Origin of the sequence: uncultured Rhodospira sp. (genome assembly GCF_937138205.1) — a bacterium.
GTDB lineage: Bacteria > Pseudomonadota > Alphaproteobacteria > Rhodospirillales > Rhodospirillaceae > Rhodospira.
The window spans coordinates 1-18,541 of record NZ_CAKZOT010000081.1; the positions used below are offsets into that span (position 1 = coordinate 1).

18 protein-coding genes are annotated in these 18,541 nt (G+C 70.7%); 17 read left to right on the forward strand and 1 reads right to left on the reverse strand.

What is annotated here, in order from left to right:
- Positions 1–63: 63 nt before the first annotated feature.
- The gene (locus tag Q0309_RS18630) at positions 64–294 is read right to left on the reverse strand and encodes a BrnT family toxin (protein WP_366940597.1); all 231 of its coding nucleotides are present in this window, start codon (positions 292–294) and stop codon (positions 64–66) included.
- Positions 295–453: 159 nt separating this feature from the next.
- On the opposite strand from Q0309_RS18630, the gene tolB reads away from it, so the two are divergent.
- From tolB to Q0309_RS11520, 17 genes are all read left to right on the forward strand, one after another.
- Positions 454–1,803: a Tol-Pal system beta propeller repeat protein TolB gene (tolB, locus tag Q0309_RS11440; protein ID WP_299440780.1), complete on the forward strand. Its 1,350-nt coding sequence runs from the start codon at positions 454–456 to the stop codon at positions 1,801–1,803.
- 54 nt (positions 1,804–1,857) lie between these two features.
- Entirely contained in the window at positions 1,858–2,238 is a 381-nt protein-coding gene (locus tag Q0309_RS11445; RefSeq protein ID WP_299440783.1) for a VOC family protein, read from the forward strand.
- A 231-nt stretch (positions 2,239–2,469) separates the two neighbouring features.
- Positions 2,470–2,793 (forward strand): multidrug efflux SMR transporter, encoded by a 324-nt coding sequence (locus Q0309_RS11450; protein ID WP_299440786.1) that lies wholly within the window; start codon positions 2,470–2,472, stop codon positions 2,791–2,793.
- 35 nt (positions 2,794–2,828) lie between these two features.
- Positions 2,829–3,110 carry a hypothetical protein gene (locus Q0309_RS11455; RefSeq protein ID WP_299440789.1) on the forward strand — a complete coding sequence of 94 codons (282 nt, stop codon included), beginning with the start codon at positions 2,829–2,831 and terminating at the stop codon, positions 3,108–3,110.
- Positions 3,111–3,575: 465 nt separating this feature from the next.
- Positions 3,576–4,064: a division/cell wall cluster transcriptional repressor MraZ gene (locus Q0309_RS11460; RefSeq protein WP_299440792.1), complete on the forward strand. Its 489-nt coding sequence runs from the start codon at positions 3,576–3,578 to the stop codon at positions 4,062–4,064.
- Positions 4,061–5,062, forward strand: coding sequence for a 16S rRNA (cytosine(1402)-N(4))-methyltransferase RsmH (gene rsmH, locus Q0309_RS11465; protein WP_299440795.1), 1,002 nt, complete (start codon positions 4,061–4,063; stop codon positions 5,060–5,062). Before Q0309_RS11460 ends, rsmH begins: the two co-directional genes overlap by 4 nt.
- Positions 5,059–5,481: a hypothetical protein gene (locus Q0309_RS11470; RefSeq protein ID WP_299440798.1), complete on the forward strand. Its 423-nt coding sequence runs from the start codon at positions 5,059–5,061 to the stop codon at positions 5,479–5,481. The genes rsmH and Q0309_RS11470 overlap by 4 nt, the downstream gene beginning before the upstream one ends.
- On the forward strand, positions 5,481–7,259 hold the full coding sequence (locus Q0309_RS11475; protein WP_299440801.1) for a penicillin-binding protein 2: 1,779 nt from the start codon (positions 5,481–5,483) through the stop codon (positions 7,257–7,259). The genes Q0309_RS11470 and Q0309_RS11475 overlap by 1 nt, the downstream gene beginning before the upstream one ends.
- A 28-nt stretch (positions 7,260–7,287) precedes the next feature.
- Positions 7,288–8,757 carry a UDP-N-acetylmuramoyl-L-alanyl-D-glutamate--2,6-diaminopimelate ligase gene (locus tag Q0309_RS11480; protein WP_299440968.1) on the forward strand — a complete coding sequence of 490 codons (1,470 nt, stop codon included), beginning with the start codon at positions 7,288–7,290 and terminating at the stop codon, positions 8,755–8,757.
- Positions 8,754–10,175, forward strand: a complete 1,422-nt coding sequence (locus Q0309_RS11485; protein WP_299440804.1) for a UDP-N-acetylmuramoylalanyl-D-glutamyl-2,6-diaminopimelate--D-alanyl-D-alanine ligase — start codon at positions 8,754–8,756, stop codon at positions 10,173–10,175. The genes Q0309_RS11480 and Q0309_RS11485 overlap by 4 nt, the downstream gene beginning before the upstream one ends.
- Before the next feature lie 40 nt (positions 10,176–10,215).
- Complete coding sequence (gene mraY / locus Q0309_RS11490) at positions 10,216–11,301, forward strand: phospho-N-acetylmuramoyl-pentapeptide-transferase (RefSeq protein ID WP_299440807.1); 1,086 nt, start codon at positions 10,216–10,218, stop codon at positions 11,299–11,301.
- Positions 11,302–11,320: 19 nt separating this feature from the next.
- Positions 11,321–12,775 (forward strand): UDP-N-acetylmuramoyl-L-alanine--D-glutamate ligase, encoded by a 1,455-nt coding sequence (murD, locus tag Q0309_RS11495; protein WP_366940598.1) that lies wholly within the window; start codon positions 11,321–11,323, stop codon positions 12,773–12,775.
- Complete coding sequence (gene ftsW, locus Q0309_RS11500; protein WP_299440811.1) at positions 12,772–14,007, forward strand: putative lipid II flippase FtsW; 1,236 nt, start codon at positions 12,772–12,774, stop codon at positions 14,005–14,007. Before murD ends, ftsW begins: the two co-directional genes overlap by 4 nt.
- Positions 14,004–15,110: an undecaprenyldiphospho-muramoylpentapeptide beta-N-acetylglucosaminyltransferase gene (gene murG / locus Q0309_RS11505; protein ID WP_299440815.1), complete on the forward strand. Its 1,107-nt coding sequence runs from the start codon at positions 14,004–14,006 to the stop codon at positions 15,108–15,110. Before ftsW ends, murG begins: the two co-directional genes overlap by 4 nt.
- Positions 15,107–16,570, forward strand: a complete 1,464-nt coding sequence (murC, locus tag Q0309_RS11510; protein ID WP_299440818.1) for a UDP-N-acetylmuramate--L-alanine ligase — start codon at positions 15,107–15,109, stop codon at positions 16,568–16,570. The genes murG and murC overlap by 4 nt, the downstream gene beginning before the upstream one ends.
- On the forward strand, positions 16,567–17,520 hold the full coding sequence (gene murB, locus Q0309_RS11515; protein ID WP_299440821.1) for a UDP-N-acetylmuramate dehydrogenase: 954 nt from the start codon (positions 16,567–16,569) through the stop codon (positions 17,518–17,520). Before murC ends, murB begins: the two co-directional genes overlap by 4 nt.
- A complete protein-coding gene (locus tag Q0309_RS11520; RefSeq protein WP_299440824.1) occupies positions 17,517–18,443 on the forward strand; it encodes a D-alanine--D-alanine ligase in 927 nt (308 codons plus the stop codon). The genes murB and Q0309_RS11520 overlap by 4 nt, the downstream gene beginning before the upstream one ends.
- Positions 18,444–18,541 lie beyond the last annotated feature (98 nt).

Below are 18,541 nucleotides of genomic sequence, written 5' to 3' on the forward strand. Positions count from 1 at the left end.
CTTGGCTCCGGTAGAAGCGCGATCTGGTACGACGGGGTCGCGTTGCGGCACAACATGCTGTGCTCACCGGAGCCAAGTGAATAAGCCGGCCGCGACATACAAGCGCCCACTCACCCAGCCAAAGGTCACGAAGCGATCCTCTCCGTAGTCGAACCTGTCATCCAGGCGGGAAAACACTCTGCCTTTCAGGACCGGGCCGACAAAGGTCAGGGACAGCCCATGTTTGGCGCGGTTTGCCTCATCCTTTGCCGGGTCGAAAACAATGGGCATTTCGGGGGGCATTTCGGAGACCATGGCCAGATTGTACGCTTAACGCGCACCATGATAAAGACCTCGCGGCGTCCAAAAACCACCGCCATGACATGCGTCCCGCCACGCCCCAATCATGCCCCATTCTCCGGTCATCAAGGCGGGACGAGTTCCCCTTCTGTCCGGCGACGAGAGGTCGACGCCATGCTCCGAGTCTCCCACTCCCTCGTGCGTCTGCGCGCCACCCTCAGTGCGGCCACCCTGATCCTGGTGGCGCTGATGCTGGCGGGCGCGCCCACACCCGCCCCCGCCCAAGTGCGCATCGACATCACCGGCGGGCGCCCGGATCCCCTGCCCATCGCCATCCCCGACTTCGGCGCGGCCGGCGATGCCGCCGCCGCCCAGCGCGGGCGCGAGGTGGCCGCCGTCATCACCAACGACCTGCGCGGATCCGGCCTGTTCCGGCCGCTCGACCCGGCCGCGTTCCTGCAGACCTTCACCTCGCTGGACGACCGCCCGCGGTTCGAGGACTGGCGCACCCTGAAGGCCCAGGCGTTGGTGCAGGGGCAGGTGCAGACCCTGCCCGACGGCCGCATTCAGGTGGGTTTCCGGCTGTGGGACGTGTTCGCTGGCCAGCAGCTGGTGGGCACGCAGATCGTCACCGAGCCGGCCAACTGGCGCCGCGCCGCGCACATGGTGTCGGACGAGATCTACAAGGCGCTGACCGGCGAGGAGGGGTACTTCGACACCCGCATCGTCTACATCGCCGAGACCGGGCCGGCCACCAACCGCACCAAGCGCCTGGCCATCATGGACCAGGACGGCGCCAACAACCGCTATCTGTCCGACGGACAGGCGCTGGTGCTGACCCCGCGCTTCTCGCCGACGGCGCAGGAAATCACCTACATGTCGTACTTCCAGGGCACGCCCCGGGTGTACCTGTTCAACATCGACACCGGGCGGCGCGAGCTGCTCGGCAATTTCCCCGGCATGACGTTCGCGCCCCGCTTCTCGCCCGACGGCAACCGCGTCGTCATGAGCATGGCCGACGGCGGGAATTCAGACCTCTATGTGATGGACCTGCGCACGCGCCAGTCGCGCCGCCTGACCGACAATCCGGCCATCGACACCTCGCCATCGTTCTCGCCCGACGGCACCCGCATCACCTTCAACAGCGACCGGGGCGGCTCGCAGCAGATCTATGTGATGGGCGCCAATGGCGGCGGGGTGGAACGGATCAGCTTCGGCGATGGCCGCTATGCCACGCCGGTGTGGTCGCCGCGCGGCGACCTGATCGCCTTCACCAAGATGAAGGGCGGGACATTCTACATCGGCGTCATGGCCCCCGACGGCAGCGGCGAGCGCATCCTGACCGAGGGGTACCTGGTGGAAGGCCCCACCTGGGCGCCCAACGGCCGGGTGCTGATGTTCTTCCGCCAGCAGCCGGGCGGGGCGACGCGCCTGTACAGCATCGACCTGACCGGCTTCAGCGAACGCCCGGTGCCGACGCCGACGGATGCCTCCGACCCGGCCTGGTCGCCGCTGTTGCCGTGATCGGCGGGCCGCCGTTCGACACCGGTTTCGTGACAAGCAAGGGAGGCTACGGCCATGTCGCATCCGCACGCCGAGTTCTGCTGGACCGAACTGATGACCCGCGACCTGGACGGTGCCAAGGCCTTCTATGCGGCCACGCTGGGGTGGACCTTCACCCCTCATGACGACGCCGGGACCTACTGGGTCGCCCACAAGGACGACCGGCCGGTCGCCGGACTGTTCCTGATGGAGGGCGAGGCATTCGACAGCATCCCCGACCACTGGTTCTGCTACATCGGTACCGACGACCTGGAGGCCACTTTGAAAAAAGCCCGGGCGGCCGGCGCCCAGGTGCTGCGCGAGCCGTTCGAGGCCGCCGGCTACCGCATGGTCATCCTGCGCGACGCCGCCGGGGCGGCCATCGGCTTTTCGCAGGACCTGTCGGAGAGCGCATGAGCGCGGGACCCGCGTTCATTCCGGTCCGCGCCTCGCGCCTGGCCCTGACCGCATCCTGAACGGCGGAGCGGGCCAGCCCCGGACGAACAACGATCCGGCGCCGGAACACGCGCAGCAATAGGCGCGTGGCCGCGATGGCCCTTGCGGAGTGGGACGTGGCTCCCTCATGGTGCGCGGTTGGCGGAGCACCTGTGCCCCGCCGTGCCGAACCGCCCAAGGAAGGACCCGCCCGTGCACTGGCTAACCCTGATGAGCGCCATCGTCCTGGAGGTGATGGGTACCACCTCCATGAAGCTCGCCCACGGCTTCACCCGGCCGGTGCCGTCGGTGGCGGTGTTCGTCTTCTACGGCGCCAGCCTGGCGATGCTGACCCTGGCGCTGAAGAAGTGGGACGTTTCGGTCGCCTACGCCATCTGGTCGGGGCTGGGGACGGCGTTGATCGTCGTCGTCGGCATCCTGTGGTTCGGCGAGGCCTTGACCTGGGCGCGGGCAGTCTCGATCCTGTTGATCCTGATTGGGGTCATCGGCCTTAATCTGAGCGGCTCACCACACTGACCCCCTTCCTCCTTTTCCCGCGATGGGCACCGGCGATGACCGACGACGGTGATGACACGGACCGCGACGAGGCGGGACGCGAAGATGACGGCCGGCGGACGGGCTGGCCCTCGCGCCTGACTGTGGTGGCCGTGCTGTTTTTCGTCGCCATCGGCCTGATCCTGGCCGGGGTGTGGATGACCGGCGACCTGATCATGCAGGTCGGGCGCGGCATGTCCATCCTGCTGCTGGGGGTGGCCTTCATCATCGTCCTGAACGTGGTGGCCATCGTGCTCATGCTGGTGCTGCTGCGCTCCATTCGCGGCCGCGACGAGTAGGCCGGCCGCAAGGTCCTCCCCCATGGGACGGCATGGGACGGCCTGTCCAGCCGCCCTTGCGCGCCATCGCCCCCCTTTTTAAGCCCCCTCTGACGTCCCCCTCTGACATCCAAAGAACGCGCCTCGTCCCATGCCATCCCATGGACGGCCCGGGCTGACGCCTTTTTCCCGGACAGAGAACATAAAGAGAACGCGTCTTGCGGGTGAGTCTAGAAGAATGCCGATTCCCGCCAAAATACCAACGTGTTGCCGCATATCTCTCAATTTCTTTCTCAATATCTTGTGATCTGTCTGCTCAAACTTTCGATCCCATGTGTTTGACCAGTCAGGGCATTGACTACCATCCTATCCCACGATATACCATAAATTCCCAAGCTGGATCAGAACTCGTGGTGTCTCCGAAGCAGGGAGAGCGGCGGCGGGACACGGAGCCGAACGACACACGGACACGAAAGGCGAACGGCCATGGGGCTGTTCCTGTCCACAGTCATCAACAAGGTGGACAGCAAGGGACGGGTCTCCGTCCCGGCCAACTTCCGTGCGGCTCTCAAGCAGGAGGAATTCCAAGGCGTCATCCTGTTCCCCGGCAACACAGACCAGCATGAATTCCTGGAAGGGTGCGGTATGGAATTCCTGGAACGACTGAGCGCCGGACTGGAAACGCTCCCCACGTTCTCCGAGGAGCAGGAGACGATCAACCACTTCGTCTTCGCCGCCGCCGCGCAGCTTCCCTATGACCAGACCGGCCGCATCATGCTGCCGCGCGAGATGATGGAGGCCACGGGCATCACCACCCAGGCGGCGTTCGTCGGCCTGGGCAAGACGTTCCAGGTGTGGGAGCCGGAAACCTACCAACAGCACATCACCGCGTTGCGCGCGCGCAGCAAGGGCCGGCGCCCGACCGCCCCGGCCCTGGCCGAGGCGGCGCGCCCGGCACCGAAGGGGGCGTCATGACGACCGCGAAGCCCCCCCATATCCCGGTGATGGCCGCCCAGGTGGTGGCGGCCCTGGCCTTGCGCGACGGCGGCGTCTATGTGGACGGCACTTTCGGCGCCGGCGGTTACAGCCGCGCCATCCTGGCCGCCGCGCCCGGCTGCGTCGTCTGGGCCATCGACCGCGACCCGACCGTGACGCGCTTCGCCGATGCCGTGGCGGCGGAGCATCCGCACCGTTTCACGCTGGTCCAGGGCCGCTTCGGCGCCGTGGATGCCCTTCTTTCCGCGCGCGGGGTGGCGTCGGTGGACGGCGTCGCGCTCGATCTCGGTGTCTCCTCCCTCCAGATCGACGACCCCGCGCGCGGCTTTTCCTTCCAGCACGACGGCCCGCTGGACATGCGCATGGGATGCGATGGGCCGTCGGCGGCCGACGTGGTCAACACCGAGGACGAAGAGACCCTGGCCGACCTGATCCGCACCCTGGGAGAGGAACGCCACGCGCGGCGCGTTGCCCGCGCCATCGTCACCGCCCGCGCCGAGGCACCGCTGACCCGCACGGCGCGGCTGGCCGAGGTGGTGCGCGCGGCCATCCCGGGCGCGGGGCGCCAGCAGGCGCGCGAGGGCATCGACCCGGCGACGCGCACGTTCCAGGCGCTGCGCCTGCACGTCAACGACGAGGCGGGCGAACTGACGGCCGGTCTGGCGGCGGCGGAACGGCTGCTGGCCCCCGGCGGGCGGCTGGTGGTGGTCAGTTTCCATTCGCTGGAGGACCGCGCCGTCAAAGAGTTCATGCGCGAACGCACCGGCGACCGGCCCAACCCGTCGCGCCATCTGCCGGCGGCGGCCAACGATCCCGGCACCCCGGCGCCGACCTTCCGCGCCGTCGGCCGCCGGGCGCTGCGCCCGGACGAGGCCGAGGTGGCCGCCAATCCGCGCGCCCGGTCGGCCCGCCTGCGGGTGGCCGAGCGCACCGACGCGCCCGTCCGTCCCGACCCCGCAGAGGGAGGCGCGTCATGATCCGGATGTTGATGCGCGGCGGCGGCGCGGTGGTGTGGGCGGTCCTGGCGCTGGTCGCGGCCACCGGGCTGTTCCTGCTGAAGTACGAGGTGCAGGCCCTGGAAACCGAACTCGCGGGGATCGAGCAGGCCAACGAGCGCCACCGCGAAGCCATCCACGTGCTGCGGGCCGAGTGGAGCTACATGAACCAACCGGGCCGGCTGCAGACGCTGGCCTCCGACCACCTGGACCTGGTGCCGGTCTCGCCCGAGCGGGTGACGGTGATCGACGCCCTGCCGTTCCGGCCCCGAGCGTCCGCCGAGCCGCAGCGGACGGAGCCGCCGGCGCGGCCGCCCCGGGTGCTGAACCCAGGCGAGGCCGACGCCATTCCGGTGCCCGGGCGCAAGCCCACGATCGTCGCGGACATGGGGAGACGGTGATGCTTGACCTGCTGCACAGCCGCCGTCAACGCGGCGCGTTCCTGTATCCGGGCGCGGAAATTCGCGCGCCCGACGACGCGCGCCGGGGCCGCGCCGAGCGCGTCAGCATGGAAGGACAGATCAAGGCGGCGGTCGAGGTCGGCCGCTTCCGGCTGGCCATCACCGCCGGCGTGTTCGCACTGGCGTTCTGCGTCATCGCCGTTCGTCTGGTGGACCTGATGGCCCTGAACGGTGGCGAGGCGGCCGCGCGCATGGCGGCCGGCGGGGGCGCTCCTGTCGAGGCCGTAGTGCAGCGCGGCGACATCCTTGACCGCAACGGCGAGATCCTGGCCACCAACCTGCCGACGGTGAACCTGTACGCCGACGCCACCAAGGTTCTGGATCCGGACGAGACCGCCGCGCGGCTGGTCAAGGTGCTGCCCGACATCCCGTTCGAGACCGCGCGGCGCAAGCTGGCCTCGGGCCTGACGTTCACCTATCTGCGCCGCAACCTCACCCCGCTGGAGATGGACCAGGTGAACCGCCTGGGCCTGCCCGGCCTGGACTTCGAGCCGGCGGAACGGCGCGTCTATCCGCACGGCCGGCTGGCGGCGCACGTGCTGGGCGCCACCGACGTCGACAACCGGGGCATCGCCGGCATCGAGCGCGCATTTGACGCCCGCCTGGGCGAGGACAACCGGTCGGTTCGCCTGTCCCTCGACATCCGCGTGCAGCACGCGGTGCACGACGTGCTGTCGCAGGCGGTCGACCGCTTCCGGGCGATCGCCGGCGCGGCCGTGGTGGCCGACGTGCGCACGGGCGAGATCCTGGCCCTGGTCAGCCTGCCGGACTACGACCCCGCCGGCTACGGCCAAGCCGCCAAGGACGCCCGCTTCAACCGCGCCACGCTCGGCGTGTTCGAGATGGGGTCCACGTTCAAGCTTCTGAACACGGCGCTGGGCCTGGAGGAAGGCGGTCTGCGGCTGTCGGACGGCTTCGACGCCTCGGAACCGCTGCGCATGGCGGGCTACACCATCCGCGACTACCATCCGGAGAACCGGTGGCTGTCGATCCCCGAGATTCTCGTGCATTCGTCCAACATCGGCTCGGCGCGGCTGGCGCTGTCGGTGGGTGGGCCGGCGCAAAAAGCGTTTCTGGACCGCCTCGGCCTGCTGTCGCCGCTGAGCATCGAACTGCCGGAGGCGGGCGAGCCGCTGGTTCCCGATCCCTGGCGGCCCATCAACACGGTGACGATCTCCTACGGCCATGGAATTGCCGTCACGCCGCTGCACCTGGTGAACGCCGTGACGCCGCTGGTGAACGGCGGCCTGTCCCGCCCGGCCACGCTGCTGCACCGCCCGCCGGAGGCTGTCGACCCGGGGCGCCGCGTGGTGAGCGAACGGACCTCGGCGGCCATGCGTGACCTGATGCGCCGGGTGGTCACCGACGGCACCGGCCGCAACGCCGACGTGCCGGGCTATCGGATCGGCGGCAAGACCGGCACGGCCGAGAAGGTGGTCGGGCGCGGCTACCGCGAAAAGGCGCTGATGCCCTCGTTCATCGCCGCCTTTCCGATCGACGCCCCGCAATACGTGGTCCTGGCGACCCTGGACGAACCCCAGGGCCTGCCGGAAACCCACAATTTCGCCACCGCCGGATGGAATGCCGCGCCGACCGTGGGCGCCATCATCGCGCGCATCGCGCCCTTGCTGGGCGTGATGCCGAGCCTGGAGGCCATGGCCAACCAGGAGGACATCCGACTCGTCGCGGCGAGGAGAGCCGCCGGTGCGACTGAGTGATCTGCTGGAATTGGAGACGGGAGACGACATGGGCCGCGCGCTGCACATCGGCCGGGACGGACGGGACTCAGCCCTGGAGATCACGGGGCTGACGGCCGATTCGCGTCAGGTCGCGCCCGGCTTCCTGTTCGCCGCCCTGCCGGGGGCGAAGGCGGACGGCCGCGCCTATATCCACGACGCGGTGACGCGCGGCGCCGTCGCCGTGCTGGCCCCCACCGGCACGCGCCTGGACCCAGGCGAGCCGCCGGTGCACATGATCCTGGAGACCAATCCACGCCGCGCCTTCGCCCGCATGGCGGCGCGCTTCCACGGTCCCCAGCCGGCCACCGTGGTGGCTGTGACCGGCACCAACGGCAAGACCTCGACCGCCCTGTTCACGCGCCAGATCTGGGCGCTGCTTGGGCGCTCGGCCGGCAGCCTGGGCACGCTCGGCGCCGCCGCGCCCGGCTACGGCCGCGACGGCACGCTGACCACGCCGGACCCGGTGCTGCTGCACCAGATCCTGGCCGAGATGGCCGAGGCCGGCTGCGATCACCTGGCCATGGAGGCGTCCAGCCACGGGCTCGACCAGTACCGGCTGGACGGCGTGTCGGTGAGCGCCGCCGCCTTCACCAACCTGACGCACGACCACCTGGACTATCACGGCTCCATGGCCGCCTACCTGAAGGCCAAGATGCGCCTGTTCAGCGAGGTCATGGCGCCGGGCGGGGTGGCGGTGCTTAATGCCGACGTGCCGCAATACGAGACCCTGGCGGAGTTGTGCCGGGGGCGCGGGCACCGCATCCTCAGCTACGGCGCCAACGGCACCGACCTGCGGCTCGACGAGGCCGTGCCCACCGTGGACGGCCAGGACCTGCGCCTGACGGTGCTGGGGCAGGCGCGGCGCGTGCATCTGCCGCTGGCCGGGCGCTTCCAGGCCATGAACGCGCTGGCCGCCCTGGGGCTGGCGCTGGCCACGGGGGTCTACGCCGACCGTGCCGTCGCCGCTCTGCAACGGCTGGAGGGCGTGCCCGGCCGGTTGCAGAAGGTGGCGGTGCTGCGCGGCGGCGCCGTGGCTTATGTGGACTACGCCCACACGCCGGATTCCCTTGAGACAGCGTTGACCGCGCTCCGCCCCCACGCCACCGGCCGTCTGGTGTGCGTGTTCGGCTGCGGCGGCGACCGCGACCGCGCCAAGCGGCCGCTGATGGGCGGAATCGCCGCCCGCCTGTCCGACCTGGCCATCTGCACCGACGACAACCCGCGCTCCGAGGACCCGGCCGCCATCCGCGCCGCCATCATGGCCGCCTGCCCGGGCGGGGTGGAGATCGGCGACCGCGCCGAGGCCATCCGCGCCGGCGTCGCCGCCCTGAAAGGGGCCGGTGACGTGCTGCTGGTGGCCGGCAAGGGCCACGAGCAGGGCCAGATCGTGGGCCGGACCGTGCTGCCGTTCGACGACGCCACGCACGTCCGCGCCGCCATCGCCGCGCACCAATGCGACGGGGAGGGCTCGGCATGACGACCCATCGCCCGCTGTGGACCCAAGACGAGGCGGCGCGTGCCACCGGTGGACGCGCCGAGGGGCACTGGTCGGCCGACGGCGTGTCCATCGACAGCCGCACCGTCCAGCCCGGCGACCTGTTCGTGGCCCTGCGCGGTCCCACCCACGACGGCCATGACCACGTCGCCGCCGCGCTGGAGGCCGGCGCCGCCGCCGCCGTCGTCCACCGGGTGCCGGACGGCGTCGATCCGGCGCGGCTGCTGGTGGTGGACGACACCTTCGACGCCCTCAGCGCCCTGGGTCGCTTCGCCCGTGACCGGGCCGGCGGGGCGCGCGTCATCGGCGTGACCGGCAGCGTCGGCAAGACCGGCACCAAGGAGATGCTGGCGCTGGCCCTGGGCGCGTTGGGGCCGACGCATTCCACCCAAGGCAACCTGAACAATCATTGGGGTGTGCCGCTGACCCTGGCCCGCATGGCCGCCGACACGGCCCATGCCGTGATCGAGATGGGCATGAACCACGCCGGCGAGATCGAGCCCCTGTCGCGCCTGACCCGCCCGCATGTGGCGGTCATCACCGCCATCGCCCCGGCGCACATCGAGTTTCTGGGCTCCGAGGAAGCCATCGCCGACGCCAAGGCCGAGATCTTCGCCGGCCTGGAGCCCGGCGGCACCGCCATCCTGCCGCGCGACAGCCGCCATATCCGCCGCCTGCGCAAGGCCGCGCTGGCCGCCGGGGCCGGGCGCGTGGTGGGCTTCGGCGCCCACCCGGAAGCCAACGCCCGCCTGCTCGATCTGGCGCTCGATCCCGGCAACACCCGCGTGTTCATGGTCGCCGACGGGGCGCCCTTGGGCTACCGGCTGGCGGCCGAGGGGCGCCACTGGGCCATCAACAGTCTGGCTGTCATCGCCGCCGTGCAGGCCGTGGGCGGCGATCCCGCCCGCACGCTGGCGGCGCTGGGCCGCATCGCCCCGCCGAAGGGACGCGGGCAACGGGGAGAGATCCACATGCCCGGCGGACGCCTGCACCTGATCGACGAGAGTTACAACGCCAGCCCGGCCTCCGTGAAGGCGGCCGTGGCCACGCTGGCGTTGGCGCGGCCGGACCCTGGCGGCCGGCGGGTGGCGGTGCTGGGCGACATGCTGGAGCTGGGAGCCCTCGCCCCGGCGCTGCACGCCGATCTGGCCACCACGATGATGGAACACGGCGTCGACATGGTTTTCACCGCCGGGCCGCTGATGGCGCACCTGCACGACAGCCTGCCCACGCGGCTGCGGGCCGGTCACGCCCCCACGGCCGAGGACCTGGCGTCGCAGGTCGCGGCGGCGGTGCGTCCGGGCGACGTGGTGATGGTCAAGGGCTCGCTGGGCAGCCGCATGAACAGGGTGGTGGGCGCGCTGTTGACGCTCCAGGACGCGGAGGGAACGGCCGCCTGAGACACGGGCCGGTCCTCCAACATAGGGAAAGCATACGGTCATGTTGTACTATCTGTACGAACTCTCGGACCAGTTCGGCGCGCTGAACGTCTTTCGCTATCTGACGTTCCGCACCGGCGGGGCCGTCATGACCGCGTTGCTGTTCGCCTTCGTCTTCGGCCCGGCCATCATCCGCTGGCTGCGCAGCCGGCAGTCCAACGGCCAGCCGATCCGCGCAGATGGTCCGGAAAGCCACCTGCTGACCAAGCAGGGCACGCCGACCATGGGCGGCGTGATGATCCTGTTCGGGGTGGCCATCGCCACCGTGCTGTGGGCCGACCTGTCCAACGGATACGTCTGGGCGGTCCTGTTGGTGACGCTGGGCTACGGCGGCCTGGGCTTCGCCGACGACTATCTCAAGGTCACGCGGCGCCATCACGGCGGCCTGCCGGGGCGGTCCAAGCTGATCGGGCAGATCCTCATTGCCGTCGGCGCCTCCGCCTGGATCGTGGTCCTGGGCGCCCCAACCCAGAGCACCGGCCTCGCGTTCCCCTTCCTGAAGGACGTTCTTCTGGATCTGGGGTGGTTCTATGTGGTCTTTGCCGCCTTCGTGATGGTCGGCGCCTCCAATGCCGTCAACCTGACGGACGGCCTCGACGGCCTGGCCATCGTGCCGGTGATCATCGCCACCGCCGTCTTCACGCTCATCGCCTACCTGGTCGGGAATACGGTCTTCGCCGAATACCTGCAGATCCACCACGTTCCCGGCACCGGCGAGCTGGCCGTGTTCTGCGGTGCCCTGATCGGCGCCGGCATCGGCTTTCTGTGGTTCAACGCGCCGCCGGCCATGGTGTTCATGGGCGACACCGGCTCTCTGGCCATGGGCGGCGCGCTGGGCGCCATCAGCGTGGTGACCAAGCACGAGATCGTGCTGGCGATCGTCGGCGGCCTGTTCGTGCTGGAGACGGTCTCGGTGATCGTCCAGGTGGCGAGCTTCAAGCTGACCGGCAAGCGCGTCTTCCGCATGGCGCCGCTGCACCACCATTTCGAAAAGAAGGGCTGGGCCGAGCACACCATCGTCATCCGCTTTTGGATCATCGCCATGATCCTGGCGCTGATCGGCCTGTCCACCCTGAAACTGCGATAGACCACCGGAGGCCCCGACCGTGATCCCCGTCTACACCTACGCCATGGAACCCGTTGCCGTCATGGGCCTGGGCCGGTCCGGACTGGCGGCGGCGCGCGCCCTCAAGGCCGGGGGTGCCCGCGTCATGGCCTGGGACGACGCACCGGCGCGGCGCGAGGTGGCGGCGGCCGAGGACATCCCCATCGTCGACCTGACCACGGCCGACCTGACCGGCGTGCGGGCCGTGGTGTGGAGCCCCGGCATTCCGCACACCCACCCACGGCCGCACCCGGTGGCCACGCGCGCCCGCGCCGCCGGCGCTCAGCTTGTGTGCGATATCGAGCTGCTGGCCAATGCCCAGCCTGCGGCTTTCGTCGTCGGCGTGACCGGGACCAACGGCAAGTCGACCACCACCAGCCTGATCGGCCACATTCTGCACCACGCCGGCCATGCGCCGCAGGTGGGCGGCAACCTCGGCACGCCCGTCCTGGACCTGGACCCCGTCGGTCCGTTCGGCACCTATGTCCTGGAACTGTCCAGCTACCAGCTTGAACTGACGCCCTCGCTGGTGTGCGACGTCGCCGTGCTGCTGAACGTCTCGTCCGACCACCTGGACCGGCACGGCGGCCTGGAGGGCTACATTGCCGCCAAGCGCCGCATCTTCCAGGGCGTGTTGCCGCCCCGCACGATCTGCATCGGCCTCGACGACACCATCGGCCGCAACATCCACACCGAGCTGACCCGGCAGGACAGCCGCGACCTGATCCCCTTCGCCGCCGGCCGCGCCGTGCCGCGCGGTGTGTCGGCCAAGGACGGCGTGTTGGTCGACGACGTCGACGGCAAGGCCGTCCGGGTGCTCGACCTGTCCGAGTTGACCGTGCTGTCGGGCGCCCACAATGCCCAGAACGCCGCCGCCGCCTACGCCGCCTGCCGCGCGCGCGGCGTGGCGCCGGCCCTGATCGTCGAGGCGCTGCGCACCTACCCCGGCCTGCCACACCGCCACGAAGAGGTGGCCACCATCGACGGCATTCTGTTCGTCAACGACAGCAAGGCCACCAACGCCGAGGCGGCCGAGACGGCGATCGTGCGTCACGAGGACATCTACTGGATCGCCGGCGGCCGCGCCAAGGAGGGCGGCATCGACCGCCTGGAACCGCATCTCGACCGCATTGTGCACGCCTACCTGATCGGCGAGGCGGCCGAGGCGTTCGGGGACTTCCTGGACCGCAACGAGGTGCCGTTCTCGCTGTGCGGGACGCTCGACAAGGCCGTGGATCTGGCCTTCCAGCACGCTCTTGAGGACGGCGAGGCGGCGCCCGTGGTGCTGCTGTCGCCGGCCTGCGCCTCGTTCGATCAGTTCGAGAACTTCGAGGCGCGCGGCGATGCCTTCAAGGCGTTGGTGGCCGAGTTGGCCGCCGACGCCGAGGATGATGCCGACGACGCCGACGAGACCGACGAGACCGACGACGACACCCAGGCCGAGGAGGACGGATGAGCCGCCGCCCCGCCCGTTCCGCCCCGCTGGTCGCGACCGCCCTTGGCCCGAGCGGCGGTCTCGCCCCCCCGCCGGCGCCAGCCGCGGGAACGGGCGGGCACGCCCGGCGGGTGCGATTCCGGGCCAGCGACGGCAGCGTCATCGGCCGCTGGTGGCTGTCGGTCGATCACCTGATGCTGGCCACCATCGCCGCCCTGGTGGTCATCGGCGTGGTGCTGATCATGGCCGCCGGGCCGCCGGCGGCGGGGCGCATCGGCGCCGATCCGTTCCACTTCGTTACCCGGCAGATGGTGTTCGTGCCGCTCGGCCTGATGGTCCTGTTCGCGGTCTCGCTGCTGTCTCCGCGCGGCGTGCGCCGGTTGGCGGTGGTCGGCTTCGGCCTGACGTTCGTCATGCTGGCGCTCACACCGCTGATCGGGCCGGAGATCAACGGCGCGACCCGCTGGCTCTCCCTGCCCGGGTTCACCGTGCAGCCGTCGGAGATTCTCAAGCCGTTCTTCGCCGTGGTGGTGGCCTGGATGCTGGCCGGCGGCGCCCAGTCCGAGGAGGTCCCCGGGACCCTGATCTCCATCGGGCTGGCTTTGGTCGTCGCCGGCCTGCTGCTGTCGCAGCCGGACGTGGGCATGACGCTGGTGATCGCCGCCATCTGGTGCGCGCAGATGTTCATGGCCGGCCTGTCGCTGGTGTGGGTGGCCCTTCTGGGGGTGACGGGGCTCGCCGGTCTGGCGGCGGCCTACGTCCTGTTCCCGCACGTGGCGTCGCGGGTGGACCGCTTCCTCGATCCCGCCAGCGGCGACAGCTATCAGATCGTGCAGTCCATGAAGGCGTTCACCGAGGGCGGCCTGTTCGGGCGCGGCCCCGGCGAGGGCCGCGTCAAGGAGGACCTGCCCGACGCCCATACCGATTTCATCTTCGCCGTCGCCGGCGAGGAATTCGGACTGTGGCTGTGCCTGCTGGTGGTGGCGCTGTTCTCTCTGCTGATCCTGCGGGCGCTGACCCGGGCCATGAGTGCCCGCGACCTGTTCGTGATGCTGGCGGTGGGCGGCCTGTCGGTGCAACTCGCCATGCAGGCGGTCATCAACATGGCGTCCAGCCTGCACCTGATGCCCACCAAGGGCATGACGCTGCCGTTCCTCAGCTACGGCGGCTCCTCGATGATCGGCGTGGCGCTGGCCACCGGGATGATCCTGGCGCTGACCCGCCGCCGCGCCCGGACGGAGGACCGGCCATGACCGACTGTCCCTTCATCCTGCTGGCGGCCGGCGGCACCGGCGGTCACGTCTTCCCGGCCGAGGCCCTGGCCGGCGTGCTGGAGGCGCGCGGCTGCCGGCTCGGCCTGATGACCGACGCGCGCGGCCAGGCGCACGGCGGCGCGCTTGGCCGGCTGGAGACTTGGCGGGTCGAGGCCGGCGGCATCGCCGGGCGCGGCCTGACGGGGCGCCTGTCGGGCATGATGAAGCTGTCCAAGGGCGTGTTCCAGGCGTGGCCCCTGATGGCGCAGCTGAAGCCGGACGTGGTCATCGGGTTCGGCGGATATGCCTCGTTCCCGGCGGTGGTGGCCGCCAACGGCCTGAAGCGGCCGACCGTCATCCACGAGCAGAACGCCGTTCTCGGCCGCGCCAACCGGATGCTGACCGGGCGCGCCACCGTGGTGGCCACGGCGCTGCCGAGGGTCCGGTTCCTGCCGGAGGCCAAGGCCCGCCATGTCGGCAACCCGGTGCGCCCGGGGATGCTGGCGGTGCGCGAGGCGCCTTATGCCGCGCCGGACGAGGCCGGCCCCATCCGCGTGCTGGTGACCGGCGGCAGCCAGGGCGCGCGGGCGCTGACCGATCTGGTGCCGGCGGCGCTGGCCACGCTGCCCGATGACCTGCGCGGCTGGCTGGAGGTGGCCCAGCAGTGCCGCCCCGAGGACCTGGAACGCGCCCGCGCCGCCTATGCCGAGGCCGGCATCACGGCGGAGACGGCCACCTTCTTCGACGACATGCCGCGGCGGCTGGCGGCGGCGCATCTGGTGATCTGCCGCGCCGGCGCCTCGACGGTGGCCGAGTTGACCTGTGTCGGCCGGCCGGCGGTCTTGATCCCCTTCCCGCACGCCATCGACGACCACCAGGCCGCCAACGCCCGCGCCCTGGAAGAGGCCGGCGCCGCCTGGCTGATGCCGCAGGACAGCCTGGACGCCGCCACGCTGGCGGAACGTCTGGCCGCGCTGCTGAGCGACGGCCCGGCGCTGTCCACCGCCGCCGCGAACGCCCGCGACCTCGGCCGCCCGGACGCCGCCGAGCGGCTCGCCGACCTCGTCCTGTCCCTTACCAAACCCGGGGAGATCGCCCCTTGAGAGCCCTGCCCCTCGATATCGGCCCCATCCACTTCGTGGGCATCGGCGGCATCGGCATGAGCGGCATCGCCGAGGTGCTGCACAACCTGGGCTATGCCGTCCAGGGCAGCGACCTGGCCGAGAACGCCAACGTCAAGCGCCTGCGCGACCTGGGGATGCCGATCGCCGTCGGCCACGACGCCGCCAATCTGGGCGAGGCGCAGGTGGTGGTGATCTCGTCCGCCGTGAAAAGCGGCAACCCCGAGGTGGACGCGGCCCGCGCCCGCCTCGTGCCGGTGGTGCGCCGGGCCGAGATGCTGGGCGAGTTGATGCGCCTGAAGTGGGCCATCGCCATCGGCGGCACCCACGGCAAGACCACGACGACGTCCATGGTGGCCGCCCTGCTGGAGGCCGCCGGGTTCGATCCCACCGTCATCAACGGCGGCATCCTCAACGCGCGCGGCACCAACGCCTACCTGGGGCACGGCGACTGGATGGTGGTCGAGGCCGACGAGAGCGACGGCACCTTCACCAAGCTGCCGGCGACCATCGGCGTCGTCACCAACATGGACCCGGAGCACCTGGACTTCTACGGCACCTTCGAGCGGATGCGCGAGGCCTACAAGACCTTCGTGCAGAACCTGCCCTTCTACGGCTTCGCCACCCTGTGCATCGATCACCCGGAGGTGCAATCGCTGATCCCCGAGGTGCTGGACCGTAAGATCATCACCTACGGCTTCAGCCCCCAGGCCGACGTGCGCGCGGTGAACCTGCGGCGCGGCACCGACGGCGCGCGTTTCGACGTGGTGCTGACCGATCGGATCAGCGGCGCGTCGGAGACCCTGGGCGACCTGACGCTGCCCATGTTCGGGCGCCACAACGTGCAGAACGCCCTGGCCGCCGTGGCCATTGGCCATGAGATGGGCATTCCCGGCGAGACCCTCCGGGCCGGGCTGGCGGGCTTTGCCGGCGTGCGGCGGCGCTTCACCCACACCGGCACCTGGAACGGGGTGACCGTCATCGACGACTACGGCCACCACCCGGTGGAGATCGCCGCCGTCCTCAACGGCGCGCGCGAGGTGGCGGGCGACCACAAGGTGATCGCCGTGGTGCAGCCGCACCGCTACACCCGCCTTCAGGCGCTGTTCGAGGACTTCTGCACCTGCTTCAACGACGCCGACGAGGTGCTGGTGGCCGACGTCTACCCGGCCGGCGAGGCGCCGATTCCCGGCGTCGACCGCGACGCGTTGGTGGACGGCCTGCGCACGCGCGGCCACCGCACCGTGGCGCCGCTGGCCAGCCCTGATGTGCTGCCCGAGGTGATCGCCGCCATGGCCCGGCCCGGCGACCTGGTGGTCTGCCTGGGGGCCGGCAGCATCTCCGGCTGGGCCAACGCCCTGCCCGAGCAGTTGCAGGCCCAGGCGGCGCGCGGCGCCGCCGCCGGCTCTCCCACAGCGGCCAGCCTGGGAGGACGTCAATGATGGCTGCCGAACGCTTGGATGCCCCGACCCACCTGATCGAGCGCCTGCCGCCGGTGCGCGGGCGCCTGCGCGCCGACGCGCCGCTGGCGTCCTACACCTGGTTCCGGGTCGGCGGCCCGGCCGAGGTCCTGTTCCGCCCGGCCGACGCCAAGGACCTCGCGGCCTTCCTGGCGGCGGTGCCCGGCGACGTGCCGGTGACGGTCATCGGCGTCGGGTCCAACCTGCTGGTGCGCGACGGCGGCGTGCCGGGCGTCGTTGTTCGGCTGACGGGCGGGTTCGCCGACGTGCGCGTGGACGGCAACCGCGTGGTGGCCGGCGCGGGCGCGCTGGGCGCCACGGTGGCCAAGGTCGCCCAGGCCGCGAGCCTCTCGGGGCTGGAGTTCTTCTCGGGCATTCCCGGCACCATCGGCGGCGGTCTGCGCATGAACGCGGGCGCCTTCGACCGCGATGTCAAGACATGCCTGGTCTCGGCGCGCGCGGTGAACCGACACGGGGACGTGTTCGAGGTCACGGCGGACGACCTGGACCTGTCCTATCGGCACTGCGGTGCGCCGGAGGACTGGATCTTCATCTCGGCGGTGTTCGCGGTGAAGCCGAGCGATCCGTCCAAGATCGACGACCGCATGGAGGCCATCCGCGCGGCTCGCGAGGCCAGCCAGCCGGTCCGCGGCCGCACCGGCGGCTCGACCTTCGCCAACCCGCCCACCTGCAAGGCGTGGGAGTTGATCGACAAGGCGGGGTGCCGGGGCCTGCGGCGCGGTGGGGCACAGGTCTCCGAAAAGCATTGCAATTTCCTGCTCAACACCGGCGAGGCCACCGCCGCCGACCTGGAAGCCCTGGGCGAGGAGGTGCGCCGGCGCGTGCGCGAGGCCAGCGGCGTCGAGCTGCGCTGGGAAATCCGCCGGATCGGCGTGCCCCTGCCGGGTTCCACCGGGGGAGGTGACTCATGACCCGGCGCGTCACGGTGCTGATGGGCGGGTTCTCCGCCGAACGCGAGGTGTCGTTGAACAGCGGCCGGGCCGCCATGGCCGCGCTGGAACAGGCCGGCTATGCCGTGACCGGCCACGACGTGACCCGCGACATGGACGCCCTCTTGAATGTATTGCGGGAGAGTCGGCCGGATGTGGTCTTCAACGCCCTGCACGGCCGCTACGGCGAGGACGGCCGCATCCAGGGGCTGCTGGACCTTCTGGGGCTGCCGTATACGCACTCCGGCGCGCTGGCCAGCGCCATCGCCATGGACAAGCCGACGGCCAAGGCGATGTTCGCCGCCGCCGGCATTCCGGTGGCCGAAGACGTGGTGGTCGGACGCGACGCCTTCGCCGACCCGGCCCTGGAGCCGATGGAACGGCCCTATGTGGTCAAGCCGCTCAACGAGGGCTCCAGCGTCGACGTCTATGTCGTGCAGGAGGGCAGCAACGTGCTCGAACGCCTGCGCGCCGACTGGCCGTTCGGCGAGCGGGCCATGGTCGAGCGCTTCGTGCCCGGGCGGGAACTCACCGTCTCGGTGATGGGCCGGGGCGCCGAGGCGCGCCCGCTGGCGATCACCGAGATCACCACCGCGCGCGGCTTCTATGACTACGACGCCAAGTACGTGGTCGGCGGCTCGCGCCACATCCTGCCGGCCGAGTTGGACCCGGCCGTGGCCGCCGCCTGCATGGACCTGGCGGCGCGGGCGCACCGGGCGCTGGGCTGCCGGGGCGTCAGCCGCGCCGACCTGCGCTGCGATGGCGACCGGCTGGTGGTGCTGGAGGTGAACACCCAGCCCGGCATGACGGCCACCTCGCTGGTGCCGGAGCAGGCCGCCCTGGTGGGCATTCCGTTCCCGGAGCTGTGCGCCTGGATGGTGGAGGACGCGACATGCGATGGCTGAGCTTCGGCGCCGGGCGCCCTGACAAGGCCCGTCCGGCACGCAAACGAACCGCCGCCAAGGGACGAACAAAAAGTCGGCGCGGCGCGCCCAAGCGGCGC

Coding starts and splice junctions, on each gene's coding strand:
- Q0309_RS18630 (WP_366940597.1), bottom strand. CDS start 294: ATGGTCTCCGAAATGCCCCCCGAAATGCCCATTGTTTTCGACCCGGCA.
- tolB (WP_299440780.1), top strand. CDS start 454: ATGCTCCGAGTCTCCCACTCCCTCGTGCGTCTGCGCGCCACCCTCAGT.
- Q0309_RS11445 (WP_299440783.1), top strand. CDS start 1,858: ATGTCGCATCCGCACGCCGAGTTCTGCTGGACCGAACTGATGACCCGC.
- Q0309_RS11455 (WP_299440789.1), top strand. CDS start 2,829: ATGACCGACGACGGTGATGACACGGACCGCGACGAGGCGGGACGCGAA.
- Q0309_RS11460 (WP_299440792.1), top strand. CDS start 3,576: ATGGGGCTGTTCCTGTCCACAGTCATCAACAAGGTGGACAGCAAGGGA.
- rsmH (WP_299440795.1), top strand. CDS start 4,061: ATGACGACCGCGAAGCCCCCCCATATCCCGGTGATGGCCGCCCAGGTG.
- Q0309_RS11470 (WP_299440798.1), top strand. CDS start 5,059: ATGATCCGGATGTTGATGCGCGGCGGCGGCGCGGTGGTGTGGGCGGTC.
- Q0309_RS11475 (WP_299440801.1), top strand. CDS start 5,481: ATGCTTGACCTGCTGCACAGCCGCCGTCAACGCGGCGCGTTCCTGTAT.
- Q0309_RS11480 (WP_299440968.1), top strand. CDS start 7,288: ATGGGCCGCGCGCTGCACATCGGCCGGGACGGACGGGACTCAGCCCTG.
- Q0309_RS11485 (WP_299440804.1), top strand. CDS start 8,754: ATGACGACCCATCGCCCGCTGTGGACCCAAGACGAGGCGGCGCGTGCC.
- mraY (WP_299440807.1), top strand. CDS start 10,216: ATGTTGTACTATCTGTACGAACTCTCGGACCAGTTCGGCGCGCTGAAC.
- ftsW (WP_299440811.1), top strand. CDS start 12,772: ATGAGCCGCCGCCCCGCCCGTTCCGCCCCGCTGGTCGCGACCGCCCTT.
- murG (WP_299440815.1), top strand. CDS start 14,004: ATGACCGACTGTCCCTTCATCCTGCTGGCGGCCGGCGGCACCGGCGGT.
- murB (WP_299440821.1), top strand. CDS start 16,567: ATGATGGCTGCCGAACGCTTGGATGCCCCGACCCACCTGATCGAGCGC.
- Q0309_RS11520 (WP_299440824.1), top strand. CDS start 17,517: ATGACCCGGCGCGTCACGGTGCTGATGGGCGGGTTCTCCGCCGAACGC.